Source organism: Alkalimonas cellulosilytica, from assembly GCF_036325985.1.
GTDB classification, from domain to species: Bacteria; Pseudomonadota; Gammaproteobacteria; order Enterobacterales; family Alteromonadaceae; genus Alkalimonas; species Alkalimonas cellulosilytica.
In genome coordinates this window covers 167746-194730 of record NZ_JAUHLI010000004.1, presented here as the reverse complement: position 1 = coordinate 194730, position 26985 = coordinate 167746, and the positions used below count along the sequence as shown (strand labels likewise).

32 protein-coding genes and 1 pseudogene are annotated in these 26985 nt (G+C 51.0%); 18 read left to right on the top strand and 15 right to left on the bottom strand.

Going from position 1 to position 26985, the window contains the following annotated elements; translation table 11 throughout:
- Positions 1 to 30: 30 nt before the first annotated feature.
- The 6 genes from lpdA to ampD all read right to left on the bottom strand — a co-directional run bounded on the left by lpdA (position 31) and on the right by ampD (position 8702).
- Positions 31 to 1446, bottom strand: coding sequence for a dihydrolipoyl dehydrogenase (gene lpdA, locus QWY20_RS05525; protein WP_330128034.1), 1416 nt, complete (start codon positions 1444 to 1446; stop codon positions 31 to 33).
- 423 nt (positions 1447 to 1869) lie between these two features.
- Complete coding sequence (gene aceF, locus QWY20_RS05520) at positions 1870 to 3525, bottom strand: pyruvate dehydrogenase complex dihydrolipoyllysine-residue acetyltransferase (protein WP_330128033.1); 1656 nt, start codon at positions 3523 to 3525, stop codon at positions 1870 to 1872.
- 11 nt (positions 3526 to 3536) lie between these two features.
- Positions 3537 to 6203 carry a pyruvate dehydrogenase (acetyl-transferring), homodimeric type gene (gene aceE, locus QWY20_RS05515; RefSeq protein WP_330128032.1) on the bottom strand — a complete coding sequence of 889 codons (2667 nt, stop codon included), beginning with the start codon at positions 6201 to 6203 and terminating at the stop codon, positions 3537 to 3539.
- A gap of 45 nt (positions 6204 to 6248) precedes the next feature.
- Positions 6249 to 6953 carry a pyruvate dehydrogenase complex transcriptional repressor PdhR gene (gene pdhR, locus QWY20_RS05510; RefSeq protein ID WP_407935402.1) on the bottom strand — a complete coding sequence of 235 codons (705 nt, stop codon included), beginning with the start codon at positions 6951 to 6953 and terminating at the stop codon, positions 6249 to 6251.
- Positions 6954 to 7275: 322 nt separating this feature from the next.
- A complete protein-coding gene (gene ampE / locus QWY20_RS05505) occupies positions 7276 to 8148 on the bottom strand; it encodes a regulatory signaling modulator protein AmpE (protein WP_330128031.1) in 873 nt (290 codons plus the stop codon).
- The gene (gene ampD, locus QWY20_RS05500; RefSeq protein ID WP_330128030.1) at positions 8145 to 8702 is read right to left on the bottom strand and encodes a 1,6-anhydro-N-acetylmuramyl-L-alanine amidase AmpD; all 558 of its coding nucleotides are present in this window, start codon (positions 8700 to 8702) and stop codon (positions 8145 to 8147) included. The genes ampE and ampD overlap by 4 nt, the downstream gene beginning before the upstream one ends.
- Before the next feature lie 67 nt (positions 8703 to 8769).
- On the opposite strand from ampD, the gene QWY20_RS05495 reads away from it, so the two are divergent.
- From QWY20_RS05495 to QWY20_RS05465, 7 genes are all read left to right on the top strand, one after another.
- The gene (locus QWY20_RS05495; RefSeq protein WP_330128029.1) at positions 8770 to 9297 is read left to right on the top strand and encodes a retropepsin-like aspartic protease family protein; all 528 of its coding nucleotides are present in this window, start codon (positions 8770 to 8772) and stop codon (positions 9295 to 9297) included.
- A 4-nt stretch (positions 9298 to 9301) separates the two neighbouring features.
- Entirely contained in the window at positions 9302 to 10171 is an 870-nt protein-coding gene (gene nadC, locus QWY20_RS05490; RefSeq protein WP_330128028.1) for a carboxylating nicotinate-nucleotide diphosphorylase, read from the top strand.
- 136 nt (positions 10172 to 10307) lie between these two features.
- A complete protein-coding gene (locus QWY20_RS05485; RefSeq protein ID WP_330128027.1) occupies positions 10308 to 10970 on the top strand; it encodes a cold shock and DUF1294 domain-containing protein in 663 nt (220 codons plus the stop codon).
- A gap of 70 nt (positions 10971 to 11040) precedes the next feature.
- Positions 11041 to 11442 (top strand): type VII toxin-antitoxin system MntA family adenylyltransferase antitoxin, encoded by a 402-nt coding sequence (mntA, locus tag QWY20_RS05480; RefSeq protein ID WP_330128026.1) that lies wholly within the window; start codon positions 11041 to 11043, stop codon positions 11440 to 11442.
- Positions 11435 to 11857, top strand: coding sequence for a type VII toxin-antitoxin system HepT family RNase toxin (gene hepT, locus QWY20_RS05475; RefSeq protein WP_330128025.1), 423 nt, complete (start codon positions 11435 to 11437; stop codon positions 11855 to 11857). The genes mntA and hepT overlap by 8 nt, the downstream gene beginning before the upstream one ends.
- 195 nt (positions 11858 to 12052) lie before the next feature.
- A complete protein-coding gene (locus QWY20_RS05470; protein ID WP_330128024.1) occupies positions 12053 to 12349 on the top strand; it encodes a nucleotidyltransferase domain-containing protein in 297 nt (98 codons plus the stop codon).
- On the top strand, positions 12349 to 12846 hold the full coding sequence (locus QWY20_RS05465) for a hypothetical protein (RefSeq protein WP_330128023.1): 498 nt from the start codon (positions 12349 to 12351) through the stop codon (positions 12844 to 12846). The genes QWY20_RS05470 and QWY20_RS05465 overlap by 1 nt, the downstream gene beginning before the upstream one ends.
- 282 nt (positions 12847 to 13128) lie before the next feature.
- On the opposite strand, the gene QWY20_RS05460 is transcribed toward QWY20_RS05465, so the two are convergent.
- Together QWY20_RS05460 and QWY20_RS05455 are read right to left on the bottom strand one after the other, a co-directional pair.
- The gene (locus QWY20_RS05460) at positions 13129 to 13455 is read right to left on the bottom strand and encodes a type II toxin-antitoxin system PemK/MazF family toxin (protein ID WP_305945272.1); all 327 of its coding nucleotides are present in this window, start codon (positions 13453 to 13455) and stop codon (positions 13129 to 13131) included.
- Complete coding sequence (locus QWY20_RS05455; RefSeq protein ID WP_330128094.1) at positions 13452 to 13709, bottom strand: AbrB/MazE/SpoVT family DNA-binding domain-containing protein; 258 nt, start codon at positions 13707 to 13709, stop codon at positions 13452 to 13454. Before QWY20_RS05455 ends, QWY20_RS05460 begins: the two co-directional genes overlap by 4 nt.
- A gap of 50 nt (positions 13710 to 13759) precedes the next feature.
- On the opposite strand from QWY20_RS05455, the gene QWY20_RS05450 reads away from it, so the two are divergent.
- From QWY20_RS05450 to QWY20_RS05435, 4 genes are all read left to right on the top strand, one after another.
- Positions 13760 to 13933 carry a HepT-like ribonuclease domain-containing protein gene (locus QWY20_RS05450; protein WP_330128022.1) on the top strand — a complete coding sequence of 58 codons (174 nt, stop codon included), beginning with the start codon at positions 13760 to 13762 and terminating at the stop codon, positions 13931 to 13933.
- A gap of 132 nt (positions 13934 to 14065) precedes the next feature.
- Positions 14066 to 14332 (top strand): type II toxin-antitoxin system Phd/YefM family antitoxin, encoded by a 267-nt coding sequence (locus tag QWY20_RS05445; RefSeq protein ID WP_330128021.1) that lies wholly within the window; start codon positions 14066 to 14068, stop codon positions 14330 to 14332.
- Positions 14333 to 14339: 7 nt separating this feature from the next.
- A complete protein-coding gene (locus QWY20_RS18650) occupies positions 14340 to 14585 on the top strand; it encodes a type II toxin-antitoxin system RelE/ParE family toxin (RefSeq protein WP_407935399.1) in 246 nt (81 codons plus the stop codon).
- A 363-nt stretch (positions 14586 to 14948) separates the two neighbouring features.
- Positions 14949 to 15368, top strand: a complete 420-nt coding sequence (locus QWY20_RS05435; protein ID WP_330128019.1) for a pilin — start codon at positions 14949 to 14951, stop codon at positions 15366 to 15368.
- A 228-nt stretch (positions 15369 to 15596) separates the two neighbouring features.
- Here the strand turns inward: QWY20_RS05435 and QWY20_RS05430 are convergent, their stop codons facing one another.
- From QWY20_RS05430 to QWY20_RS05420, 3 genes and pseudogenes are all read right to left on the bottom strand, one after another.
- The gene (locus tag QWY20_RS05430) at positions 15597 to 16790 is read right to left on the bottom strand and encodes an IS4 family transposase (protein WP_330128018.1); all 1194 of its coding nucleotides are present in this window, start codon (positions 16788 to 16790) and stop codon (positions 15597 to 15599) included.
- 138 nt (positions 16791 to 16928) lie between these two features.
- Positions 16929 to 17168 (bottom strand): annotated as a pseudogene (locus QWY20_RS05425) (hypothetical protein); the annotation flags it as partial.
- A 29-nt stretch (positions 17169 to 17197) separates the two neighbouring features.
- Positions 17198 to 17425 carry a helix-turn-helix domain-containing protein gene (locus tag QWY20_RS05420; protein ID WP_330128093.1) on the bottom strand — a complete coding sequence of 76 codons (228 nt, stop codon included), beginning with the start codon at positions 17423 to 17425 and terminating at the stop codon, positions 17198 to 17200.
- Positions 17426 to 17518: 93 nt separating this feature from the next.
- Here QWY20_RS05420 and QWY20_RS05415 point away from each other — a divergent pair, with 93 nt between their 5' ends.
- From QWY20_RS05415 to QWY20_RS05400, 4 genes are all read left to right on the top strand, one after another.
- On the top strand, positions 17519 to 18208 hold the full coding sequence (locus QWY20_RS05415; protein WP_330128017.1) for a transposase: 690 nt from the start codon (positions 17519 to 17521) through the stop codon (positions 18206 to 18208).
- A gap of 113 nt (positions 18209 to 18321) precedes the next feature.
- A complete protein-coding gene (locus QWY20_RS05410) occupies positions 18322 to 18711 on the top strand; it encodes a type II toxin-antitoxin system RelE/ParE family toxin (RefSeq protein WP_330128016.1) in 390 nt (129 codons plus the stop codon).
- The gene (locus QWY20_RS05405; protein WP_330128015.1) at positions 18689 to 19006 is read left to right on the top strand and encodes a helix-turn-helix domain-containing protein; all 318 of its coding nucleotides are present in this window, start codon (positions 18689 to 18691) and stop codon (positions 19004 to 19006) included. The genes QWY20_RS05410 and QWY20_RS05405 overlap by 23 nt, the downstream gene beginning before the upstream one ends.
- 422 nt (positions 19007 to 19428) lie before the next feature.
- Positions 19429 to 19818, top strand: coding sequence for a GreA/GreB family elongation factor (locus tag QWY20_RS05400; protein ID WP_330128014.1), 390 nt, complete (start codon positions 19429 to 19431; stop codon positions 19816 to 19818).
- A 386-nt stretch (positions 19819 to 20204) separates the two neighbouring features.
- On the opposite strand, the gene QWY20_RS05395 is transcribed toward QWY20_RS05400, so the two are convergent.
- From QWY20_RS05395 to QWY20_RS05380, 4 genes are all read right to left on the bottom strand, one after another.
- Entirely contained in the window at positions 20205 to 20507 is a 303-nt protein-coding gene (locus QWY20_RS05395) for a nucleotidyltransferase domain-containing protein (RefSeq protein WP_330128013.1), read from the bottom strand.
- Positions 20504 to 20923: a nucleotidyltransferase substrate binding protein gene (locus tag QWY20_RS05390; protein WP_330128012.1), complete on the bottom strand. Its 420-nt coding sequence runs from the start codon at positions 20921 to 20923 to the stop codon at positions 20504 to 20506. The genes QWY20_RS05395 and QWY20_RS05390 overlap by 4 nt, the downstream gene beginning before the upstream one ends.
- Positions 20924 to 21036: 113 nt before the next feature.
- Positions 21037 to 21453 carry a type II toxin-antitoxin system VapC family toxin gene (locus tag QWY20_RS05385; RefSeq protein ID WP_330128011.1) on the bottom strand — a complete coding sequence of 139 codons (417 nt, stop codon included), beginning with the start codon at positions 21451 to 21453 and terminating at the stop codon, positions 21037 to 21039.
- On the bottom strand, positions 21450 to 21704 hold the full coding sequence (locus QWY20_RS05380) for a FitA-like ribbon-helix-helix domain-containing protein (RefSeq protein ID WP_330128010.1): 255 nt from the start codon (positions 21702 to 21704) through the stop codon (positions 21450 to 21452). The genes QWY20_RS05385 and QWY20_RS05380 overlap by 4 nt, the downstream gene beginning before the upstream one ends.
- A gap of 185 nt (positions 21705 to 21889) precedes the next feature.
- Between QWY20_RS05380 and QWY20_RS05375 the strand changes: the two genes are divergently transcribed.
- The 3 genes from QWY20_RS05375 (at position 21890) to pilB (ending at position 26790) form a co-directional block, all read left to right on the top strand.
- Complete coding sequence (locus QWY20_RS05375; RefSeq protein ID WP_330128009.1) at positions 21890 to 23164, top strand: O-acetylhomoserine aminocarboxypropyltransferase/cysteine synthase family protein; 1275 nt, start codon at positions 21890 to 21892, stop codon at positions 23162 to 23164.
- Positions 23165 to 23293: 129 nt separating this feature from the next.
- Complete coding sequence (locus QWY20_RS05370) at positions 23294 to 24982, top strand: methyl-accepting chemotaxis protein (protein WP_330128008.1); 1689 nt, start codon at positions 23294 to 23296, stop codon at positions 24980 to 24982.
- 110 nt (positions 24983 to 25092) lie between these two features.
- Entirely contained in the window at positions 25093 to 26790 is a 1698-nt protein-coding gene (pilB, locus tag QWY20_RS05365; protein ID WP_330128007.1) for a type IV-A pilus assembly ATPase PilB, read from the top strand.
- Positions 26791 to 26985: the final 195 nt, after the last annotated feature.

Below are 26985 nucleotides of genomic sequence, written 5' to 3'. Positions count from 1 at the left end.
GCCTTTGTTAGTTGATTTACTAAAGAAAAATTACTTTTTCTTCTTTGCCTTAGGGTTTGGCAAATCGGTGATCGAGCCTTCGTAGATTTCGGCGGCTAAGCCGATGGACTCGTTCAGCGTTGGGTGAGCATGCACGGTCAGGGCGATGTCTTCGGCATCGGCGCCCATCTCAATGGCCAGGCCGATTTCACCCAGCATTTCGCCGGCATTGATACCAACGATGGCGCCACCAATAATGCGGTGACTTTCTTTATCGAAAATCAGCTTGGTGAAGCCTTCGGTACGGGCAGAAGCGATGGCACGGCCTGAAGCTGCCCATGGGAAGGTCGCTGCTTCGTACTTGATGCCCTGCTCTTTGGCTTCTTTCTCGGTCACACCTACCCAGGCCATTTCCGGATCGGTGTAAGCCACTGAAGGAATGCCACGTGGGTCGAAGTAATGCTTCATACCAGAAATCACTTCTGCAGCCACATGACCTTCATGCACCGCTTTGTGCGCCAGCATCGGTTGGCCAATCACATCACCAATGGCGTGGATGTGCTTGACGTTAGTACGCAGCTGCTTATCGACATTGATAAAGCCACGCTCGTCCACGTTCACGCCGGCTTTGGCCGCATCCAGCAGGTTGCCGTTTGGCTTACGGCCAACTGCCACCAGAATTTTGTCGTAACGAACCGCTTTTTCTGGCGCGTTTTTGCCTTCAAAGGTCACGTACAGGCCATCTTTCTTCGCTTCTACGCCCACCACTTTGGTCGACAGCATGATGGTGAAGTTTTTGCTGTTGAACTTGGTGTAGGCTTTGACGATATCGGCATCGGCTGCTGGCACCAGTTGGTCGGCAAATTCAACCACTGATACTTTGGAGCCCAGAGCCCGGTACACAGTACCCATTTCCAGGCCAATGATACCGCCACCCAGCACCAGCATTTCGCCAGGAATGTCTTTTAATTCCAGCGCGCCGGTCGAGTCGATGATGCGGTCGTCGTCTTTTGGAATAAACGGCAGCGATACTGGCTCAGAGCCGGCAGCAATCACAGCATGCTCAAAGGTAATGGTGGTATCGCCCACCTGCAGGGTGTTGGCACCGGTGAACTTGCCGTAACCGTTGACGACGTTGACTTTACGCATCTTCGCCATGCCATCCAGACCTTTGGTCAGCTGACCAACCACTTTGTCTTTCCAAGCACGGATTTTGTCCAGATCAATCTCCGGCGCACCAAAAGTTACGCCGTGGGATGCCATTTCTTTGGCATCGTCGATCACTTTGGCAACGTGCAACAAGGCTTTGGAAGGGATGCAACCCACGTTCAGACAAACACCACCCAGGGTGCTGCGGGCTTCTACCAGGGTTACGTCCAGGCCTAAGTCGGCAGCACGGAATGCTGCGGAATAGCCACCAGGGCCTGCGCCCAATACCACGACCTGCGTTTTGATCTCTTTGCTCATCGTTATACCTTTCACCTTGTGAACCATAGTGGCAGCGCGCGTACTGAGTGGTTGCTTCCAACCGCGCAGGCTGCCGACGAAAAATGTGGCTGAATTTTAGCATTCAGCCTGAATGATGTCTTGTAACTTTTCAGCGCAGCAACAAAAGTTTGATGACCGACACCGCCCATGTCGCCACCCATAGTGTTGATTTAAGGAGTTAACCGGGTAGCGCACGCAGACACGCCGTAAACCCATCCCTGGGGGCTGGTTTGTGAACTGCATCCATGCAGTTCCCCCTAAAGGGCCAGCTCAGCTGTCCAAATTCGCTCCCGGCGAATGTGTTGCCACCCTGGCAAAAAGCGTCTGCTTAGCGTACCCGGTCAACTCCTAGCCAGCCTTGTTGTAACATCCAAAAGAACAACAACACGGCTTCAGCCGGGATTACATAATAATCTGACGAATATCCGCCAGATAACTCGCCAAAGTGGCAGTAAAGCGTGCCGCCAGCGCACCGTCAATCACCCGATGGTCGTAGGAGACCGACAATGGCAGCATCAACTTCGGCTCAAACTCTTTGCCATTCCACTTCGGTTTGATTTCCGATTTGGACACGCCAAGGATAGCCACTTCAGGCGCATTCACAATCGGGGTAAAGGCGGTACCACCAATGCCACCCAGGCTGGAGATGGTAAAACAGCCGCCCTGCATATCGGACGAGGTCAGCTTGCCATCACGGGCTTTGGCAGATATCTCCATCAACTCTTTCGACAGTTCAATCACACCCTTGGTGTTGACATCCCGCACCACCGGCACCACCAGGCCATTCGGCGTATCAACCGCAATACCCAGGTGAACGTACTTTTTCAGGATCAGGCTCTGACCATCTTCCGACAACGACGAATTAAAGGTCGGGAACTCTTCCAGCGCCTTGGCCACCGCTTTCATAATGAACACCAGCGGAGTGTACTTCACACCCAGCTTCTTCTTCTCAGCCAGTGCATTTTGCTCTTTGCGGAAGTCTTCCAGCCCGGTGATATCCGCTTCGTCGAACTGGGTTACATGCGGAATACGCACCCAGTTACGATGCAAATTGGCACCGGAAATCTTCTGAATACGGCTTAGTGGCTTTTCTTCAATGTCGCCGAAGCGGGCAAAATCCACTTTCGGCCAGGCCAGCACGTCCATGCCGGAGCCAGAGCTAACGCTGCCAGACTCCACCTGCTTCACCACCGCTTTAACGTAGTTCTGCACATCTTCACGCAGCACCCGGTTTTTGCGGCCGGTACCTTTGACTTTGGCCAGGTTCACGCCAAACTCGCGCGCTAAGCGCCGTACTACTGGTGACGCATGGGCATAGGCTGCATTTTCAACAAACTCGTCCTTGCCGGCTGCTTTGCTGTCGCTGGCAGCAGGCTTGCTGTCTGAGCTTGCTTTACTGTCCGACTTGGCCGGCTGCTCCGTTTTGGCATCGGCCTTGCTCTCAGCTTTTTTCTCGCTTTGAGGCGGTTTGCTGGCCTTACTGCCAGAGCCTGCCACTTCAAACACCATGATTAGACTACCGGTTTTGACTTTATCACCGGCGGTTACCTTGATGGCTTTCACCGTACCGGCAAAGGGTGCCGGTACTTCCATCGAGGCTTTATCGCCTTCCACCGTCAGCAATGATTGCTCGGCTTCAACGCTGTCGCCAACACTGACCATGATTTCCGTGACTTCAACTTCATCGCCACCGATATCCGGTACTTCTACTTCTTTCTCTTCGCTACCTGCCGCCTCATCGTCTGAAGCATCATCAGCGCTATCCTTGGCAGCCGTATCCGATGTGGCCGCTTCGTCTTTGTCTGCAGTATCGTCTTTGTCGCCATCAGCGGCTTCAAACACCATAATCAGGCTACCGGTTTTGACTTTATCGCCGGTGTTCACTTTAATGGCCTTCACCACGCCGCCTTCGCTGGCCGGTACTTCCATCGAGGCTTTGTCGCCTTCTACCGTCAACAGGGACTGCTCGGGCTCCACCGTATCGCCAACGCTGACCAGAATTTCAGTCACTTCAACTTCATCGGCGCCAATGTCCGGCACATGAATTTCAATACTCATTGGTCATCCTCTTAGGCGTACAGTGGGTTGATTTTATCGCTGTCGATGTCGAATTTTTTGATGGCCTCAGCCACCACCGACTTCTTCAGCGTGCCTTTTTTCGCCAGCTCATTCAGCGCAGCTACCACAATGTAGCCCGCGTTCACTTCAAAGTGACGACGCAGGTTTTCGCGGCTGTCGGAGCGACCAAAACCATCGGTGCCCAGCACCTTGTACGAATCGGCCGGCACAAAGGCCCGCACCTGCTCGGCGTAGCTCTTCATGTAATCGGTGGCAGCAATGGCTGGGGCACTGTTCATCACCGTAGCGATGTACGGCACTTTTTCCTCAGCTTCAGGGTGCAGCATATTAAAGCGTTCACAATCCTGACCATCCCGTGCCAGCTCGTTGAACGAGGTGACGGAATAAACATTGGAACCAATGCTGTATTCTTCGCTTAGGATTTGCGCCGCCTTGCGTACTTCGTTCAGGATGGTGCCCGAACCCAGCAGCTGCACCTGCGCCTTGTCGCCGGTTAAGCTTTCCAGCTTATAAATACCGCGGCGAATGCCCTCTTCGGCACCTTCTGGCATAGCACCATGGTGGTAGTTCTCGTTCATTACCGTGATGTAGTAATACACATTCTCCTGCTCCGGCCCGTACATGCGACGAATACCATCCTGAATGATCACCGCCAGCTCGTAAGCGTAGGTTGGATCGTAGGAAATGCAGTTCGGTACGGTACCGGCCTGAATATGGCTGTGGCCGTCTTCGTGCTGCAAACCTTCACCATTCAGTGTGGTACGACCGGCGGTCGCCCCCAGCAGGAAACCACGCGCCTGCTGATCACCGGCCAGCCAGGCCATATCGCCGACCCGCTGGAAACCAAACATCGAGTAGTAGATGTAAAACGGGATCATCGGCAAATCGTTGGTGCTGTACGAGGTTGCTGCCGCTACCCAGGACGACATCGCGCCCAGCTCATTGATACCTTCTTGCAACACCTGGCCCGACACATCTTCTTTGTAGTAGGACACTACAGAGCGATCTTCTGGCGTATAGCCCTGGCCGCGCGGGTTGTAAATCCCAATCTGACGGAACAAGCCTTCCATACCAAACGTACGGGCCTCATCGGCAATAATCGGCACAATCTGCTTGCCGATGTGCTTGTCTTTTAACAGAATGTTCAGTGCACGCACAAAACCCATGGTGGTGGAGATATCGCGCTTTTGCTCTTCCAAAAGCGGCTCGAACGCACTGAGCTCAGGCAGGGTCAGCTCAGCGCTAAAGCGTGGTAAACGCACCGGGGTATAACCATGCAGCGCTTTGCGGCGCTCGTGCAGGTAGCTGTGCTCTGGCGTGCCTTCTTCCAGCGTGATGTACGGCAGCGCATCGACCTCGTCTTCGCTGATAAAGTCTTCCAGCTTCAAACGCTTGCGAATTTGCTTCACATGCGTCATGTCCATTTTCTTCACCTGGTGAGCAATGTTCTTGCCCTCGGCCGCTTCGCCCATGCCGTAACCTTTGACGGTTTTCGCCAAAATGACCGTCGGCTTATCGCTGCAGTCCTGCGCCGCTTTAAAGGCCGCATACAGCTTGGATGGCTCGTGACCACCGCGCTTCAAGGCAAAGATTTCTTCATCGGTCATGTCGGCAACCAAGGCCGCGGTTTCCGGATAACGGCCAAAGAAATGCTTACGCACATAGGCACCATCTTTGGATTTGTAGGTCTGGTAATCACCATCGACCGTTTCGTTCATCAGCTCCAGCAATTTGCCGGTGGTGTCTTTGGCCAGCAACTTGTCCCAGCCACTGCCCCACACCACTTTAATCACATTCCAGCCAGCGCCACGGAACAGGCCTTCCAGCTCCTGAATGATTTTGCCATTGCCCATCACTGGGCCATCCAGCCGCTGCAGGTTGCAGTTGACCAGGAAGCACAGGTTACCAAGGCCCTCACGCGCAGCAAAAGAAATGGCACCACGGGATTCCGGCTCGTCCATCTCACCATCCCCAAGGAAGGCATAAACGCGCTGCTGGCTGGTATCTTTTAAACCACGACCGTTTAAGTACTTTAAGAAACGCGCCTGATAAATGGCGGCAATCGGGCCCAGGCCCATCGATACCGTTGGGAACTGCCAGAACTCTGGCATCAGTTTCGGGTGCGGGTAGCTCGATAAACCCTTACCGCCAACTTCCTGCCGGAAGTTATCCAACTGCTCAGCCGTTAAGCGGCCTTCCACAAAAGCACGGGCATAAATACCGGGGGAGATATGCCCCTGATAAAACACCAAATCGCCGCCATCTTTGTCGTTTGGCGCACGGAAAAAGTGGTTGAAACAGGTTTCGTAAAACGCTGCCGAGGACTGGAAAGACGCCATATGGCCGCCCAGCTCCAGATCTTTTTTCGAAGCCCGCAATACGATCATGATGGCGTTCCAGCGGATCACCGAACGAATGCGCCGTTCCAGATTGACATCGCCAGGGTAAGCAGGCTCATCCTGTGGCGGAATGGTATTGATGTAGTTGGTGGTAACGCCGGTTGGCATGTCCACCCCTTCCAGCCGGGCTTGCTCCAGCACCTGCTCCAGCAAAAACTGGGCACGTTCAACACCTTCTTCACGGACCACTGACTCCAGTGCTTGCAGCCACTCTTTGGTTTCGAGTGCGTCGATGTCCACTTGACTGACTTCAGACATATCGGGATTCCTTAGGTTGTTCACAGTTCAGGATTGCATCCTGTGTTAATGTGCATCGCCCTGTTGCGAACGGCGCAATGAACGCTCCAACCGGGAGCGCTCTTTGCCCACTTCAAGCAGAGCTTCTTCGATATAGGCCAGGTGCCGGTGGCTTGCCTGACGTGCTTTTTCCGGTTCGCCCTGAACAATGGCCTCCATCAGGTGTTCCCGATGGGCGTTCAGTTGCGCCTTGATTTCTGGTTTTTGCTGTATGGTCGCGAGGTTGGCATGAATATTTTGCTCAACCAAAGGCGTCATGCCACGCACCAGGTGCAGCAACACCACATTGTGTGATGCTTCCGCCACCGCCTGGTGAAAAGCGCCTACTGCCCGTGATTCGGCTGCCAAATCGGCATTGGCCTGGGCCTGGCAAATGCTTTGGTAGCGCTGTTCTATCTGAGAGAAGTCGGCCGCAGTACCGCGCAGTGCGGCATAGTAAGCGCAAATGCCTTCTAGGGCATGGCGAAACTCCAGCAAATCGAACTGCGACTCCGGATGGCGGGCAATCAGTTCAAACAAAGGATCGGTCAGCCCAACCGCCAAATTATCGCAGACATAAGTGCCACCGCCCTGGCGCCGCTTGACCAGCCCCTTGGCTTCTAATTTTTGGATCGCCTCACGCAGTGAGGGTCGCGACACGTCAAACTGCAGCGCCAGCTCACGCTCGGGCGGCAGCTTTTGCCCGGGCGTAAAGCTGCCTTCCAGCAGCATGTGTTCCAACTGCTCGACAATGCGATCCGATAACTTGGCTGGTTTAATAATCAAAAGCGCTATCCACAGTCTAAATCGTACCAGCAATGTAAATTGGTAAGACCAATTATCCGTAATGACGAATAAGGTACCAGTTTCTGCATAACAAGTAAATAAAGCAGAAGAAGGTTGCAGATGCAAACCAGCAAAAAGTTAGAGCTAAGGCTCTAACCAACTTTAAGCAAATAGGAACAAACAGAATTGGTATGACCAGATTAGCTTGTGGCAGACAAAACAAAGCCGCTACAACAGAGCGGCTTTGTTTTTGTGGAATGAAAAAGCTTTAGCCTAACCAGCCGGCTAATGTCAGGATGGCCGTAAAGGCCAGGAAGAACAGAATATTGCGTTTGGCCAGCTGCACCATGATCGCGGTTTCCTCGGCGGTATTGAGCATGCTTTCATCAATCGGCTCGGCAGCGGTGGCGACATCCAGCACCACCTGCTCGTTCGGGCTGGTGAAGTCCAGGAAGTAGCCGAGCAAGGCACTGGATGCCCGGGAGAAATAACCAACCAGCGCAAAGCCAATGCCAAACAAACGGGCCGGGAACCAGTCGGCAATATGCATCAGGCGCTGATACGCTGGCGTGCCTTCATGATCTTGTTGCAGCAGGGCCTCCAACTGCAGCATTTGTGGGTCTTCGCTGTGGCTGGGCTGATTCAACTGACGCAAAATCACATAGGTAATGATGCCAAAAGCACCCAGCACTAAAAACCAGAACAGCACGGCGGCGTAATAGCGGAAGTTCAGCCAAATCAGGCTTTGGCCATAGCTGGCATCGTCCGATTGCAAACCGCTGTGTTGGCGAATTTGCTGCATCGCCAAAAAAGCAGCTTCATCGTCATTGCGATCCTGCGCGTTTAAAAACTGCTTGTACAACTGACGGTAGTGCCAGCAACCAATCGCCAGCAACAACAACAAAGCATTGACCAGCGTAGTCACCAGCCACTGGTCAATCAGGCACAGCAGCAACCACACCAACAGGCCAGGCAGTAAAATCCAGCCATACTGACCCACCGGGTGCTGAGCCACCTGGGCCAGTTTGCTGTCTGCTGTCAGCGAAAACCAGCTTTTAACATAGCGACTGGCCTGCCACAGCTCACTGCGGGCGGCCAACCGCTCAACAATCAGGGCCAGTAACATACTCACTAAGGTCATAAAGTGCTCTCCTGTAATGCCATCCGGTAACGCTGCCAGTCAAAGGCGGGGCCGGGGTCCGTTTTACGTGTTGGCGCTATCTGTTGATGCCCGGTGATCCGCTCAGGGGTAATGGCCGGGTACTGCTGCATCAACCAGCGGGTTAAACGCGTTAAACTCTGGTACTGTGCATCAGTATACGGCAAATCATCGGTGCCTTCTAACTCAATACCAATTGAAAAATCATTGCATTGCTCCCGGCCATCAAAACAACTGACACCGGCATGCCAGGCGCGCTTATCAAAGGGCACGTACTGCCAAATCTGGCCATCGCGCCAAATCACGCAGTGCGCCGACACCCGCAAATGCGCAATCTCAGCAAAAAACGGGTGGGCAGATACATCCAACTGGCCCAGAAAAAAGTCGTCAATGTGGCGTTGTTGCGCTTCGGCAGGAACAAACTGGCCTGGTGGTAAACTAATATTATGCACCACCAGCAAGCTGATGCTTTCACCGTCGGGCCGCTGATCGCAATGCGGCGACTTGCGTACACAATGAACCGGAGATGGCAGCATAAGTTTCCTGTTGGCAAAAGCAGCTTTGTCGTATGATACCACTGGTCGGGGCGAGAAGAGAAATAGCATGACAGAAAAGCAACCAACTGAATCGACAGAATATATCGGTAGAAGTTTTACCGTGATAGCCTGGTTGCTGCTGCTTGGCCTGCTGGTCTGGTGGTTTCAGGGCTATCTGCACAACCAGAGCAACCCCAACCAACAACTGCACAGTGTTCAGGGTATGCAAGGGGAAACCCGCACTACCCTGGTTCGCAACCGCTCGGGGCATTATGTCGGCACAGCCTTAATCAATGGCCTGCCGGCCGACTTTATGCTGGATACCGGTGCCACCACAGTCGCAGTATCGGAGCAAGCCGCCAGGCGGCTGGGTTTAACCAGAGGCCAGCGGATTCAGGTGATGACGGCCAATGGCGTTGCCGATGCCTGGCGCAGCCAGATTGATGAGTTGCAACTGGGCGATATCCGGCTGCGGCAGGTCGAAGCCAGCATCGTGCCCAATCTGAGTGGTACCGAGATTTTATTAGGCATGAGTGCACTGAACCAGTTAGAATTCAACCAACAAGCCAACCAACTGACCCTGATACAACGCTGATCCTATGTCGATGACCATTACCACTGAACTGCAGCACCATATTCGCGCTTCTGTTGCCGCCGCCCTGGCAGAAGATTTAGGCAATTTACCGGTTGAGCAAGGCGATATCACCGCCAGCCTGATCCCGGCCAGCCAGCAAGCCAGTGCCACCATCATTAGCCGGGAAGCAGCCATCATTTGTGGCGTGGCCTGGGTCAATGAAGTGTTCCAGCAACTGGATCCCAGCGTGCAGCTGGACTGGCAGGTGCAGGACGGCGACAGCGTCGCCCCCAATCAACTGCTCTGCCGCCTGCAGGGCAACGCCCGCAGTCTGCTGACCGGTGAGCGCAGTGCGTTGAATTTTTTGCAAAGCTTAAGTGGCACCGCCACCACCACAGATCTGTACGTGCAACAATTGGCCGGCAGCCGTACCCAGTTGCTGGATACCCGTAAAACCATTCCCGGCCTGCGACTGGCACAAAAATACGCGGTGTTGTGCGGTGGTGGCCAAAACCATCGTATCGGCCTGTTCGATGCGTTTTTGATTAAAGAAAACCACATCGCCGCCGCTGGTGGCATCGACAAAGCAGTAGCTCAGGCTCGCAGCAATTTCCCCGGCAAGCCGGTGGAAGTCGAAGTAGAAAGCCTGCTGGAACTGCAACAAGCGCTGACCGCCAAAGCCGATATTATTATGCTGGATAACTTCAGCCTGGCTGATATTCAGCAAGCTGTGGCCATCAATCAACAGCAGGCCAAACTGGAAGTCTCCGGTAACATTACCAGTGAACGACTGCGCGAGCTGGCCGCCACCGGGGTAGATTTTATCTCCTCCGGCGCTTTAACCAAGCATGTGCAGGCCATTGATTTATCGATGCGGTTGCAGATTCGCAGCTAGCTTTTACTTTGAAGCCGCATCACTGCGGCTTCAGTGCAGCTTCGCTTTGCCTGGCATTGCCACCAAAAAATTGACACGGAACTGTCGGCTTCTGTTACACTCAAACAGGAACCCATGTTAGCGTGAACACTAAGCCATGCAGCAATCAGACACACCGCGCACCGGGCGGGTGGTGTTCTGGCAGGATGTGAAAGGCTTCGGATTTCTCATCTGCCAGCAAAGCCAGCAAAAGCTGTTTTTTCATATCCGTGATTTTGTCAGCAAATCTGCTCGCCCCGAGCTTGGCGATGAGTTGCAATTTAGCTTGGGCACCGACAAGCATGGCCGCCCCATTGCTACTCAGTTGCAGTTTACCGCGGCCGACAAACAGCAACCCCAAGCCAATAAACCCAACCAACCCATTGATCTGGGCTATGCCGAAGATGTGTCGCTGTATTTTCGCAGTGGCTTTTTAATGCTGCTGATCATTGCCTTGCTGTTTGGCAGCCTGCCTTACGTGCTGCCCATTTTATACATCGAAGCCAGCCTCTTTACCTATTGGCTGTACCAACAAGACAAGGCTGCAGCGATTAGCGGCCAGGTGCAGCGCCTGCCGGAAGAAAGCCTGCAACTGTACAGCTTCATCGGTGGCTGGCCGGGCGCGCTGCTAGCGCAAAAAAAGCTGGCGCATAAACGCCGTAAGTTTCGTTTTCAACGCGAATTCTGGCTGGTGGTGCTCGGCAATGCCATGCTGATCGCCTGGCTGCTTAGCCAGCATGGCCAGGAATTTATCGGCCGGCTGGCGTTGTTTGGCAGCTAAGCAGCAACCCTACCCTTGCGGAAATAAGTCACGTATACTCAATTTATTCAATTATTCATCTGAGCTAGTCATGCCACCGCGTATCGATGACCCCGTGCACCAACAATTGGTGGCTCTGGCCAGCGCAAACCATCAGCTGGATGCACTTTGGCTGTATGGCTCCCGCGCCAGGGGCCAAGCCTCTGCACAGAGCGATTACGACTTGGCCGTGCTTTTTTCTTACTATGAGCCGGATCCCCTGGAGCGTCGACTGACCCCGGAGCTGCTAGCGCTGGATTGGCAACAACAACTGCCGGATCTACAGCTGTCGGTGATTGATATCCAACAGGTGGCGCTGCCGCTGGCTTATACCGTCATCCAGGACAACACCCTGTTGTTTTGCCGCAACGATTTCGCCCGGCTCGAATTGGAGCGTCGACTGATGTCCAAATGGGAGCTGGATCATCTTTACCATAAGGCCCACTATGCTTAATGCGTATTTAGATAACCTGACCGAGCATAGCCTCGAATGCCTGCAGTTGCTTGATGAGATTTCGCTGTTGGCAAGCAAGGGGATCCTCTCAAAAATCGAGCAAAGTGCTGCCGAACGGCAATTGCAGGTGCTCACCGAAGCCGCTATCGGCATTGCCAAGCACTGGGTGAAACAGCAGCAAGGCAGCGCACCAGCCGAAGCTTACAGCAGCTTTGAAAAACTCAGCCAGCTTGGCTTGTTGACAGCGGAAGAACTAAGCCAGTGGCGCAAAATCATTGGCCTGCGCAATGCCCTGGTGCATGACTACCTGAACTTTAACCGTGAAGTGTTGCAACGAGTACTGACCCAACGCCACTACCAACAGGTGTTTGATTTTATTGGGCAGGCGGCGCGAGCTCTGCGATCAACCCCCTAAGAGAAATGTGAATCTGACCCCGAATTTTATTAGGAAGGATTTCTTATCATCCGCAGGTTCAACGCACAACTGATATGGGAAAATGTGAATCTGCCCCCCTTGATTACCTGGTTTACTCACGAAGGTTGATGGGTGGCAAAAGCTGGTAACCCTCGGTATGGCCCACTATACTTAGTTGAACCATCAGAGGTAGCTATGCGATTGACTACAGAACAAATTAAGCACATTAAATCCGTTGTGGCTGATGAGTTAGGCGAAAAGGCCACTGTGACTTTGTTTGGCTCCCGGCAGCAGAATGAGAAGCGAGGTGGCGATATTGATTTACTGGTGAGCTCTACGATGGTTATCGAGCAGCCCGCTCTGATCGCCGCCAGATTGGAAGCCAAAATTATGCAGCGTATTGGCTTGCAAAAAGTGGACGTATTGCTGAGCGCCCCAAACCTGCAACATTTTCCTATTCACGCCATCGCAGCGAACGGAACCCCTTTATAATGCCAACATTTGATGAACAACAACGACTGGCTTTTTTGATCCGGGTGATAAAAAAAGAGCGTACCCAGTTGGAAATAACACAACAGCGTTTGTTTAGCGAAGCGGTCACTGCGAAACGTTTGCAAGACCTAGAGCGCGACCCAGCTTTTTCTGAACAGCTGGATGCTTTTGCCAGTCGTTTTGCAAGGCTGCAAGATAATGTGGGTGATAAGTTGTTGCCTGCTACCTTGTTGGCATTGGGTGAGCCTAAGGGACCTGTCCTCGATAACCTGAACAAAGCAGAACGCTTTGGTTGGCTCGATTCAGCTGAAAACTGGCTGCTCGCGAGGCAATTGCGAAATAAAATGGTGCATGAATACATCGAAGATCTGACTATTCTGGCCGATGCACTCAATACCGCCAGTCAATTTAGCCCTATGCTTCATCAATTTGCAGAGCAACTAATCCAAGCTCTGTCACAGCGGAATTTATTACCCGCTAGCAAGGAGGTAAGTTAAACTTGGCTTTATTTCATTGGGGATCTGACCCCGAAGGTTCCCGCCAGTCAATTTAGCCCTATGCTTCATCAATTTGCAGAGCAATTAATCCAAGCTCTGTCACAGCGGAATTTATTACCCGCTAGCACGGAGGTAAGTTAATCTTGGTTTTTTTTTCATTGGGGATCTGACCCCGAAGGTTCGCCGAAGGTTCAAAAAAGATCAACAGCCCCTAGAAAAAATGTGAATCTGACCCCGAATTTCTGCCCCCGGACCCCGAAGGTTGGAATCTGCCCCTGACTTTTATTCAAATAGTGTAGTCACTTTGGCCAGCACTTCATCCATAATGGATGCTGGCAGGGTATCTACCTTCCGGGCATGCCGTGCTGAAAGATCAATGACACGGGGCTGATCACAACGCACTACGCCAGTCGTATTACCACCTTCAACGGGTACGGCAAAACCTAACCGCTTGGCAAAGGCCCCGCCTGTGGTAATTGGGCAGATGACCGGCAGCTTGGTAGCATGATTGAAGGCCGTGGCTGACACAATCAGCACCGGACGCTGGCCGCTTTGTTCATGGCCAGCCGTCGGATCAAGAGAAACCAGGTAAATATCTCCCCTGTTCATAAAAGCTCTTCGCCAACCGCAGGTGTGTCAACCCATTCGCGCTCCTCCGGTGACAACGGTTGCGAATAATCAGAAGCGGCAAGCAGCTCTTCAAGGGTATATCGAGGCCGGGGATTGGGATTAACGACCAAACAGCCATGATCAACTGCCAACCCAACAGTGGTACCAGCCTGAAGGTGTAACTGCTCTAAAAAAGCTGGTGGAACGGCTAACATGACAGAGCCACCGACTTTACGAAGATTCGTGGTGTGCATCATAGCTCTCCAATAAAATAAAGTTATATATAAATATAACATCCCATCAAATGCCACGCAAGCAGAAGAAAAATGAAAGCCAGTGGCGTAACATCATTGGTCTGCGCAATGCCTTAGTGCATGATTACCTGAACTTTAGCCGTGACGTGTTGCAACGGGTAGTGATCCTGCGCCACTATCAACAGGTGGTTGATTATATCCAGCAGACTCAACGCTCAAACTGATTAGAAAAAATGTGAATCTGACCCCTGATTCCATGAGTTTTATCGCTTCATTTGTGCCGGACGCACAACTGGACAAAAAGCATCCAAACCAACTAAAATAATTAAAGTGACCATTTCTAATAAGGAAGCGCTGTGGAAATCCTCAATGCCAGCGATGCCAAACGTGAGTTTGGTAAATTACTGATCAAAGCTCAACATGAGCCGGTTGGCATTAACAAGAATGGCAAGCCTGTAGCCGTGGTGCTCTCTGCCAAAGAATATGCCCAGTTGGAAGCATGCAGGGCAGAACGTTTGCAAACCGCTCTGATGGCAGGGCTTCAGGAACTAAAATCCGGCCAGGTTGCCGATGGCAACGCTGTGATTGAACGCCTAAAACAGCGAGCTCGAAGCCATTATTGATTATACCTTGGAGCAATGGGGCTCTGCACAGGCCATAACCTACATTGATGAGTTTGAGAAAATAGCAAAGCTGCTAGCCGAAAACCCTGAGTCAGGCACCGAGCGACCAGAGTTTTTTGACGGCCTCCGAAGTTTTCCCTTCAACAGCCATAGTTTGTATTTCATCAAACAAGCCGATGGCATCACCATTATTCGGATATTGCATCAACGCATGGATCCAGCGGGTCAGGTGCACAAAAAATTCGAACCATGAAAAAAAGCGCATCTGACCATTTTCAGTACCCTTAGCGAAATGTGAATCTGACCCCGATTCTAGATATGAATCTGACCCCGATTCCAGATAGTCTGCCAGACCCTAAATTGTCCCTTCAACAGAAAAAACCAGCAAGAACTAACCCATTAAGGTAGGGTTTGTCGCTAAAACCATCCCAATCAATAGTACTTTTTTACTATATTTTTTTGGCGATTTTAGCAACAAAAACAGGTTTTTTACTATTAAAATCAAACAACTAAAAAAAATTCAAAAAAAATGCGAATTTCAACTTGCGCATTTGGTAATTTACCGCAGAATAAGAGGTAGCCTTTGATTGGCTGTTAACAACTCAGGAGTTTTACTATGAAAGCAATCCAAAAAACCCAACAGGGTTTTACCTTAATTGAATTGATGATTGTTGTCGCAATCATTGGTATTTTGGCTGCTGTGGCTTTGCCTGCTTATCAGGATTACACAAAACGTGCTATCGTATCTGAAGGCATAGGTGTAGCCGCTGCAGTCCGTTCAACTATGACAGAGAATCTAGTAACCGGAGCACCAACTGCTTGCGCTGGAATTACTACTGGCGCCGCATCAGTAATCGGAAATACTACAATTACGTCTTGCGATAATGCAGGACCAAGCTTCTTAGTAACGGTAGATGCAAACGGCGACGATGTGGCTCTTACCTTTACTGCAAATGAAAGTGATACGGGTGTTGAATGGGAGTGTTCTGCACCAGGAGCTGTCCACAAGTGGGTGCCAGCTAATTGCCGTAACTAAATAAACCTTGAACTAAACCTTCGAGGACAAATCTCAAAGCCAACAAGCCCGCCTAGTGCGGGTTTGCTTTTTCCAAATATCGAACTTTCGGGTTACCCATTAGCCTCTCGGTGTCAATAGCATAACAAAACTAATATTGGGGTCATAATATTGGGGTCAGAACAATAATATTGGGGTCACAATAATATTGGGGTCAGAACCTGAGGGATCCCCACAAATTTCTCTGTTTCATACAATGGTATAGCATGACCTCTCAAGCAGGTGTTCACAGTGATGTAATGCCTCGCGCCACTGCTTTATTGTCAGCTTCATGCGTTTTGCTATGGCCCGTAAACCTAAAGTATGAAACGATAACACACGTTTTTCCCGCTCGGTATTAGCTTGAAACTGCCGATGTTTCTTGGCTACGGTTATCCCAACACCGAGCAATATAAGTGCTAAGCAGGCTAAGTTGATCAACAGCAACAAAACGCTGATACGATGACGTTTGGTACTGCAATTTTGCTCAAATCCCAGACCAAACTTGGCACTTTTCATGTCTCTGAAGCTTTCTTCTATCTGCATGCGTTGCCGATAAATCGCCACTACCTGCCTACTGTGGTTTTTCGACGCCGGTAAATTTGATGCCAGAAGCCAAGGCTCGGTATTTCCCCTTGAATGCGTTTTGGTCGCTTTTGAGCGCTTGAAGCTGCCATCCGCATTATGCACATGGCGTCCTTTGCTTTTCTGTTTATACAGGGTCAATGTGCAAGTAAAGGGCTTATACCTTGCAATGTCTGCTTCATATTTTTTCGGGCGCTGAGTTGCTTTAGCAAACAGCTGACTAATACATTGCCAGTGCACACCACGGTCTGTTGAATAAAAGTTTGGCTTACGTACCCGGCCAACAAAATACCACCCAAGAGCCTTAACCTGGCGAAACCAGGGCGCTTTAAATCCTGCGTCTGTAACGATCACCGGTTTACAGTTTGAGGGAAGTAATACTGATAAAGTGTACAAAAACTGCTGATGAACCGCGGGTTTTTCCTTTGTGCTTAGTGGATGGACTTCCTGATACAAAGTAATAGGCCGACCATCGAAAGTCAGTGCAGCTCGAAGCAAAAAATGTGTGCCGCTTGCATCAAGATCTGACCAATCAATACTTATAGTTGGGTGTTTTGATTTGCAGAACAGCTGGCAAATGGCAGCATAAACCAGCGTTTGTTCACGTAGCAAGTGAGCATTTGAGAGTAAGCGATCAGCTCGCTTAATGTTATGTTTTTCAAGAGCACTTGAGTGAATTCCCCTGCCTATACTGGTCACCGTAGCAGCATTACCATTGGCCAGGCTGTGCACACAATCAATGACAGCTTTTTGCCTGGTTGCATGCATTTTAGGTGTGACAAATGAAACGATATTGGTCAAGATAGTACGAACATTCATGGTTGTTTGGTCTCAGTGATGTTTGGCGATTGATCTGATCACCGAACGCCATGAATGTTCCTTATCATGTCATCTTTTTGTTTTCGCTAACAATTTCGTGGGGATCCCTCAGGGTCAGAACAAAATTTCTTGAAACCTTCAGGTCAAATTCTTAATGCCCAGCTTTAGGTTAAGCTTGCCTTGCCACGGGTTGATCACCTTCACAGCTGCTGCCTCAAAAGGTGCAGTATCACGGGTAGCAACGATAAAGCCTCTGGATTGCGCTATCGCAGCGATGTACCCATCCGGTGTTGGAAACCCCCTGCCAGCCATTCTGGCAGTTGCCGCTAACCTGGCATAACAACGCGCAGCAGCGGTATCAAATGGCAGTATGCGATCGGTAACCTTCGGGGTCAGATCCCTAACGCTCAAGCGAGGACTTTTAACCCTTTATCAGCAACCAAATTCAGGAGCTTAAGTGAGGTACCACGAGGCTTTTTGCCACCTTGCTCCCACTGCTTTACTGTTGAAGGTGAAGTATTAAGATAAGCAGCGAATACAGCCTGACTTACATGCTCTCTTTCACGAAGTGCTTTAATACGTGCAGCATCGGAAGCCTTCGGGGTCAGATCCCGAGTAGCAACGGTTTCAAACAGAACCTTGAGCAGAACCTTCGGGGCTGAATTATAAACTTGCAAAGTCACAACAATTAACTATTATTTAATCAAAAAGATCAAAACATTGTAACAATGCCTCGAAAACCGCGATTTAGATTACCCGGATTGGTGCAACATATTATTCAGCGAGGGAACAACCGGCAGGTATGCTTCTTCACGCAAAAAGATTATACCGTATACCTCGACCGGCTAAGACACTATGCACACCAGCATCATGTGTCCATTCATGCCTTTGTACTTATGACCAATCATGTACACCTACTGGCAACACCACAGGTTGAAAACAGCATCAGCCTGTTGATGCAAGACCTTGGGCGGTACTATGTCCAGTATGTGAATAAAAATTATGCCCGAACTGGCACTTTATGGGAGGGTCGCTACAAATCAACCATCGTCGATACAGACCAATACAGTTTAGCTGTTAGTCGCTATATTGAATTGAATCCAGTCAGAGCAGGCATGGTCGATCACCCTGCCGCCTACCCATGGTCAAGTTTTCAGGCAAATGCTTTAGGCAAAAACATTGAGCTTTGGCAGCCACTACCGGCGTATTTATCTTTAGCAAATACGCCTTCCGGGCGACAAAAAAGTTACCGTGAGCTTTTTGCAAAGCCTTTCTCAGATAAAACCCTGGCTGAAATCCGTTTGGCCAGCCAAGGTGAATGGGTACTTGGAAGCGAGCACTTTAAGCAACAAATCAGTATTCAACTCAGTAACCGCAGGCCCATCAGTCCCAGCAGAAAGCAACCTATACATGGTTAACCAGAAGGAGGCCAAAACGTTGAAAGGTGCTTTGAACAAGAAAATAGCAACTACGCCATCAATATGTCATACTAAGTATGATACAACCAGACAAAAACCATAAGGCATTTTTGATGAGAATATTCAAAAATGCTTGGTTTGAACGTTTCTGCCGAAAGCAACGCATTTCCGATAAAGCTTTGCTTGAGGCGATTGAGCGCGCTGAACGTGGGCAGGTTGATGCTCATCTGGGTAGTGGTGTCATAAAACAACGTTTGGCTCGAACAGGGCAAGGCAAATCGGGTGGTTTTCGTACCGTTATTTTTTATCGTACAGCAAAGCGTGCTTTCTTCATGTACGGCTTTGCTAAAAGCAGCCGCGATAACCTTGAGCCTGATGAAGAGGCGCAGTTTAAGAAGGCGGCTTCTCATCTACTTGATGTAACCGATGAGCAGCTAGCCAGTTTAATTGCTAACGGACAATTTTTGGAGGTAACTGCAAATGTCAAAAAAGTACCGGAGTGATGCCTTCGCAGCAATTCATGAAACCATGGAAGCGTTGCATGACGTTGGCGCGATTAACAAGCAGACTATGCGCGAATTCGATGCCAGCTGCCTTACACCTGTGGAAGTGTTATTGCCAGAGCAAATCCGCGCGCTAAGAGAGCGGGAGCACCTCTCTCAGCCAGTCTTTGCCCGTTACCTAAATGTCAGCAAAAATGTGGTGTCCGATTGGGAGCGAGGAACCAGAAAACCAGGTGGACCCGCCCTGCGCTTATTAACGATCATTAAGAAAAATGGTATCCAGTCGATTGCTTGATTGCTTTCTTAACGAACCTTCAGGTTGAATATCGGTGTCAGAACAAAATTTTTTGCGTGTCTAACTGCTGAACAAATTCTCCTTACTGCACTATCCAAAGAGTGAACTTGCCATTTTGCAGGGTTTCGGGGTCAGATCCCTAACCTTGGGGTCAGATCCCTAATGCCCTTATAAAGCTGTCCACACTGCTCTTAGGTGAAAGAGCACTCACGCTTGTAAACCTGTGAAGAAAGGGGTATGGTGCCCTTGTTCCTTTTATTGGTTTTGCTTAACGGAGTATTACTTTGTTAGTGGACACCCCAACAACCAGCTTTAATCCCCTCACCGCCTGCCAGCTCTGAGCCGGGCGAGCTTGGCTACGCCCGGGCCGAAATACCCTTTTTTTACTTTGTTGTATTCACGTCTGTCTTTACGGAGGCATTGTGTTGCACCCTACGACCTATGTTGCTCAAACGGATCCAACGCTGAATGTGTTACTAAACGCACACTGGCTACCCCGTCAGCTTTATCGCAACTTGCTGTTGCCGCCAAAACCAGTCTCAACCGCTCGCCAAACCAGGTACCAGCGGCAAAACCGTTTGATGCCCGGAGACCATGCCGAGCTGTTCGATGTTTCCAGCGGCTCCAAATTCTGGATCACCCTCAGCCAGCCAGTACCTGCCAAAGGTGCTAAGCAGACTGCTGTTGAGTTGGACTCGCCTCTTGGCCGCGCCTTACTGCAGAAGAAAGCGGGTGATCAGGTTGTGATCACACTTGGGCGCAGCCAATTGCATTTGATCGTGCTGCAGATTACGAAAGCCCAAATGCCCTAATTACCAACGAAGCCGGGAGGTTATTGCCATGCAGTATTTTCGTTCGCAGCACAGTACACAACTGGTAAAAGCGCATTCGACAATCTGGCTGCTGCGACCAGCATGCTCGATGCATTACAGCGAAGGAAATTTCCCATGAGTAAAGAGAAAACGAAGAAAAAGCCACAACACAACCTGAAAGAAAAGCGGCGCCTGAAAAAGGAAAAGCGCACTCAGGAATAAAAGGCCTGGTTGCAGGGGCTACTTAGCCCCTGCAATAAAATAATTATGAATATCGGGTCATAACAAAATTTCTTGCAACCTTCAGGCCAGCTCAACCTTCGGCGTCAGATCCCGAGGAGCAACGGTCTGAGTAACAACGATCTCAAACAGCCCCTTAGAATAAACTAAGGATAAATTCGCTTCCCTACCCGTGAAATGTGCTCAAGCAGTGCCGGGCTCTGGATATCGGCTAATAGCTTTACATCGACCTGATATGGCAAATCGCTTTCATCAAATGCCATCATCAACAAGGCAAGCTGATGGCGGTCCAAGGTCTGGCCGGTAATCGCAAGAACGATATCGCTGCGCTCATGCATAGTGCCTTTAGCACGTGAGCCAAAAAGAATGGCCGTCTCAATTGCTGGAAATTGCTGCAAGGTATTCAGCATTTGCTGCTGCAGCTTGGTAAGACCATAACCTTGATTCACTCAGTACCCTGCACAATGTCTTGCAATAATGCCAAATGCCAGTCCGTTAACATTGGCAAATAATCGCTGGCAATGGCCTGAAGCACCAGCTCGAACTTTGCACTGTCGTAGGTGTGCCTCATTAAGTTATGATCACCAATCATCCTTAGCCACACTTCGGCGTCGTCAATGTACTTTGCCTGATAGGCCAATCGAACTACCGCCCGAGGGGAGATTTGATCGATCACCAGGCCGTCATGTTCCATTTTATCTTTCAACACTTTCCAGGCCAGCTCAAAGGTAAATTCAAAACGCTGAATAATCCCTTCTTTTTCCAGTTGATTTAACTGGCTAAGATCTTGATCCATGGCTTCGCGCAATAAACCAAAAGCCCGCTGGAAATTCTGAAATCGTTGTTGCCAACGGATATCCTGCATCTGTATTCCTCTTTGGATCGAATGCTGCTGAGTAGAGCTGAAACTATAAGAGCAAGAAATATCAGGTAAGAGCCGCAATCAGGAACCTTCAGGATCAGCTCCCTACCTTAAGGTTAAGCTTGCCACGGGTTGATCACCTTCACAGCTGCTGCCTCAAAAGGTGCGGTATCGCGGGTAGCAACGATAAAGCCTCTGGATTGCGCTATCGCAGCGATGTACCCATCCGGTGTTGGAAACCCCCTGCCAGCCATTCTGGCAGTTGCCGCTAACCTGGCATAACAACGCGCAGCAGGGGTATCAAATGGCAGTATGCGATCGGTAAAGATTGCTTGCAAACCATCGACCGCCTGTTGCAACACATCTTGTCTTTTCCCCTGAGGCAAAGCTGCAATGCCAAATAACAATTCAGCTAAAGTAACGCTGGATAAGTACAGACTTTCAGAAACCTGCTGATTGAGCCAATGCACTACAGCAGAAGCTGGTTCAGGTTTCATCGCTTCAGAAACCACATTGGTATCCAGAAGAATCATTCAAACCCCATCGGTTCAGCAGGTACTTTTGAGCACTGTTGCTCAAGTGCATCTAGGTCATCATTGGTTAATCCAAGTTGACCGCTTAACGCAGCCAGCGCATCACCTACGCGCAACCGTGCAGCTGGTTTGATCGCATTGGCAAGAATTTCACGCACCTCGGCCTCTGTACTGCGCCCGTGCTGAGCGGCACGTACTTTCAAGGCCCGATGGACTTCATCAGGTAAGTTCCTTACAGTTAACATTGCCATGAAACCTCCAAAAGAACACAACCAATGCATTCAATATAGATATTTGCATGCACTTTTGCAAGTTCCTTACGTCTCTGTTGGGCGACACAACATGCTTGACAATTGCAGCCATCTAGACATTTAGATTGACAGTTTTAGCGCAACATGCTTTGATTACCTATCCCTAATTCTGGAGGACACTTCGAATGAAACGCGAAACCATCGCCCTGCACCATGGCTACCAGCCGGATAACCAACACTCGGTGGCTGTTCCCATCCACCAAACCAGTTCGTTTAGCTTTGACAGCGCTCAGCACGCCGCCGATCTGTTTGATTTAAAAGAAACCGGTAATATTTATTCGCGCATTATGAACCCCACCTGCGCGGTGCTGGAGCAACGCATTGCCGCGCTGGAAGGCGGCATCGGCGCTTTGGCGGTCGCGTCCGGTATGGCGGCCATTACCTACGCCATTCAAACCATTGCCGAGACCGGTGATAACATCATTTCCATCAATGAGCTCTACGGTGGCACTTACAACCTGTTCGCCCATACCCTGCCCCGCCAGGGCATTGAAGTTCGCTTTGCCGATAAAGACGACTACGCAGCCATAGAACAGCTGATTGATGAGCGCACCAAAGCCGTGTACTGCGAAAGCATTGGCAACCCGTCCGGCAGCATTGTCGATATTGAACCACTGGCTGCATTGGCCCATCGCCATGGCTTGCCGCTGATTGTCGATAATACCGTCGCAACGCCCTTTTTATGGCGACCAATTGAACAAGGCGCCGATATCGTGGTGCACTCGGCCACCAAATACATTGGCGGCCATGGCACCACCATTGGTGGCCTGATTGTCGACTCGGGCAAATTCCCCTGGGCCCAGCATGCCAAACGCTTCCCGCTGTTGAACGAGCCGGATGTGTCCTACCACGGAGTCAGTTATACCCGCGATGTCGGCGAAGCCGCTTTTATTGCGAGGGCCCGGGTAGTACCGCTGCGTAATATGGGAGCAGCTTTAAGCGCCCAGGCTGCCTGGAATCTGCTACAGGGGCTGGAAACACTGGCACTGCGGATTGAACGCATTAATCAAAACACCCAGGCGGTAGCGCGCTGGTTACAGCAGCAACCCCAGGTGAGCTGGGTGAAATACGCCGGTTTGCCAGAGCACAAAGACCACGCCCTGGCACAAAAGTACATGCAGGGCCAGGCTTCAGGTATTCTGAGCTTTGGGATCAAAGGCGGCCGTGAAGCCGGCGCTCGGTTCTACGATGCGCTGCAGTTGATCCTGCGTCTGGTCAATATCGGCGACGCCAAAAGCTGCTCCGCCATTCCGGCCGCTACCACCCACCGGCAACTGAATGAAGCTGAATTAGCCGCAGCCGGGGTCTCTGCCGACATGGTGCGCCTATCCATCGGGATAGAGCACATTGATGACTTACTGGCAGATTTACAGCAGGCTTTAACTGCAGCCACGCACTAAAAATATTCCCCGCCTGATACAGCCGCTGCACGAACAGCGGCTTAAGCAAAGCATAATTTTTTTATCTTTGGCTCGCTCAATGCATTTCCTCGCCTATTATTAACAAATAATTGGAGCTAGAGGTGAGCAATGACCATCAAACTAATGTTCCGGATTGGCCTGGGAGCCGCTTTGGCAGCCACACTGGTGCTGCTGCTGATCGTGCTGGCACTGCGTTCGACCATGCTGCAAACCCAACAACTACAGGATTACCGCTATCAGGCTTATCAGCTGGGGCAAGACTCCTCACTGAACTCAACCCAGCTTACCATGCTGGCCCGTCAATACATTGCCACCCTGGATCGGCACTACCTGCAGCAATACAACGATCTGGTTGCTGTGATTCAGGGGGAGTCAGCAGGGGCTGATGGCCGGCGTTTAAGTTATGTCGACCGGTTGCGGGCGATGAATTTTACCCAAGCCGAATTGCAGCAGCTGGAGCGCTCAAACCAACTGTCGATGGCATTGATTGCAACGGAAGAAGCTGCCTTTGCCTTGGTTGAATCCATGGCAGGTCAGGATCCTGCCAGCTTAACCCAGCAGCAACTGGCCGCCTGGGTACAAGCCCATGCTTTGCTGAATGGCCGCGCTTACATGACGGAAGTCAGCGCCATTATGCAACCCGTGGCTCAGTTTGAGCAGATGCTGGACGAGCGCACCGCAAGCTCGGTAGCGCAGGTGCAACAGCGCCTTGCGCTGATTGTCGCTATCAGTCTGATCGCGGTGCTCACCATTATCCTGGTATTGGCTATCTGCTACTGGCTCATCGAGCAACGGGTGATCCGACCAACCGATCGCTTGCTGGGCCAGGTGCGGGTGATCAGCCAGGGCGATCTGTCTCAACCGGTAGCCGCCAGCAGCAAACAGGATGAAATAGGCTTACTAACCCAGGCCTTTGGCACCATGACTGAGCAATTGAATCAGTTGCTGCAGCAGATTTATCAGCAGGCACAAAGTGCCCACCAATCGGCCAGCGAACTTACCCAGGTTGCTACCCAGACTGCGCAAATCAACGAAGAGCAACAAGCCAGCATTCAGGTGATCTCATCCTCGGTGTATCAAAATACTCAGGCCGTGCGCGAAGTTGCCAGCAATTGTTCACATGCGGCCAAAGATGCTTCCAATGCCGATCAACAGACCGAGCAAGGCCAACAAGTGGTGCATGACAGCATAGGGGCGGTAGCCAGCCTGTCGGATAGTTTAAAAGCCTCTACCCAGGATTTGGCTGAACTGGAAAACTCCGTCAATCAGGTCGCCTCCATCCTGGATGTCATCACCAATATTGCCGGGCAAACCAACTTACTGGCCTTGAATGCTGCCATCGAAGCCGCTCGGGCCGGCGAGCAGGGCCGTGGTTTTGCCGTGGTCGCCGATGAAGTTCGCACCTTAGCCCAGCGAACCCAAAGTTCCACCACAGAAATACGCCAGCGGATTGAAGCCTTGCAGCAAGTCACCAGCAGCATGGGGCTGCGTATCCGCCAAAGCGATAGCGAGGTTCAGGTAGCGGTGGATAAAGCCAGTGATGTTGCCGCGACCTTGCAGAGCATCCAGCAGTTGATGAAAGGCATTCACGATATGACCACCACCATTGCGGCCGCGACAGAGCAGCAATCCTCGGTTTCAGACGATATCTCCGAACGGCTCATTCGCTTTCAGGACACCACCAACCAAAGCTCAGAACAAGGGCAGCAGGTGGCAGCACAGGCCAGGCGTTTGAAAGACCTGGCCGAAAGTCTGAACCAAACCCTTGGTCGCTTTAAACTGCGCACCACATCCTAACCTGATAAGCAGCCCAAGGAGGCAATGAATCCCAGTAAAAACTTGAATAACCAAACAATATTGGCATAATCAAAAGACCAATGATTTCTCGCTTGCTGGTTTTCTAATTTATGGCAGTTTCGGCAAACTCATCGCTTTTTAAGCGCCTGGCCCAGCAAGGGCTCATTAACGCCACCGCAGCGACTGAACTGCTGGGGCGCAGAGGCGGGCAGTACCAAAGCCTGCCAGAGTTTCTGCTAAAAGAAAAACTAATCTCCGGCCGTGATTTGGCCGAGCAGGCAGCCAGCCTGACGCACCATGCCCGCTTTGATTTAGACTTCTTCGATGCCGATACCATTCCCAAAGAGCTGCGTAACGAAAAGCTGGTCCGTAAGCACCAAATCATGCCACTGGCACGATCCGGGCGCAGCTTGCAGCTGGCCGTTGCCGACCCAACCAATATAGCGCCAATTGAAGATTTTGAGTTTAACACTGGCTTGCATGCCGAACTGGTGGTGGTGGAATACGACCAGTTACAAAAACTAATCGATAAACTCTTTGATAGTAGTTTTGATTCAGGCAGTAGCGGCGATTGGGATCTGAGTGCACTGACTACCGAAGAGGATGAAGACGACACCGACGATATGGCGGTGCAGCCGGATAAAGACGATCAACCCATCATCGCCTTTATCAATAAAATGCTGCTGGATGCCATTCGTAAAGGGGCATCTGATTTACACTTTGAGCCCTACGAAAAAATGTACCGCATCCGCTTTCGGATTGACGGCATTTTGCACGAAGTCGCTTCGCCACCCATTGCCCTGGCCAATCGGTTATCAGCCCGGCTTAAAGTTATGTCGCGGCTGGATATCGCTGAAAAGCGGGTGCCGCAGGATGGCCGTATTAAATTAAAGATTTCCGGCAAAAAATCCATTGATTTCCGGGTCAGTACCCTGCCGACCATCTGGGGCGAAAAAGTGGTAATGCGGATCCTGGACTCCGACAGCGCCATGCTGGGCATTGATATCCTTGGCTACGAAGAGCACCAGAAAAAGCTGTATATGGATGCCCTGGCACAGCCACAAGGGATGATTCTGGTGACAGGCCCTACCGGCAGCGGTAAAACGGTGTCGCTGTATACCGGCCTGAATATCCTGAACACCGAAGGCTGCAATATTTCTACCGCCGAAGATCCGGTCGAGATCAACCTGCCGGGCATTAACCAGGTGCAGGTGAACCCCAGAGCGGGCCTGACCTTTCCTTCCGCCCTGAAAGCGTTTTTGCGCCAGGATCCGGATGTGATTATGGTGGGGGAAATCCGTGATCTGGAAACGGCGGAAATTGCCATCAAAGCGGCCCAAACCGGTCACCTGGTACTCTCTACCCTGCACACCAACTCGGCGCCGGAAACCCTGACCCGCCTGCTGAATATGGGGGTGCCCGCCTACAACGTGGCCAGCTCGGTCAGCTTGATCATTGCGCAGCGACTGGCCAGGCGTTTGTGTGGCCATTGCAAAACCGAAGAAAAACTGCCTGAAGCAGAGCTGCTGCAGCAGGGCTTTACCCCGGAGCAGCTGCCAGGGCTGAAGCTCTTTAAACCGGTTGGCTGCGATCATTGCACCAATGGCTACAAAGGCCGGGTCGGTATTTACGAAGTCATGCCAGTCAGCCCTAAAATGGCAGAGATTATTATGGATGGTGGTACCTCACTGGATATCGTGCAGCAAGCGCAAGTGGAAGGGGTGAACAACCTGCGGCAATCCGGTTTGATTAAAGCGGCGGCAGGCCTGACCAGCCTGGCTGAGGTCAACCGGGTGACTAAGGGATAATGTTGAATGCTGAGTGTTGAATGTTGAATGCTGAGTGTTGAATGTTGAATGCTGAGTGTTAAGTGTTGAGTGTTGAGTGTTGAGTGTTGAGTGTTGAGTGTTGAGTGTTGAGTGTTGAGTGTTGAGTGTTGAGTGTTTAATGCTGAGTGCTGAAAAGACACAGTTACATTGATGAGATTACGTTGCATGCAAACT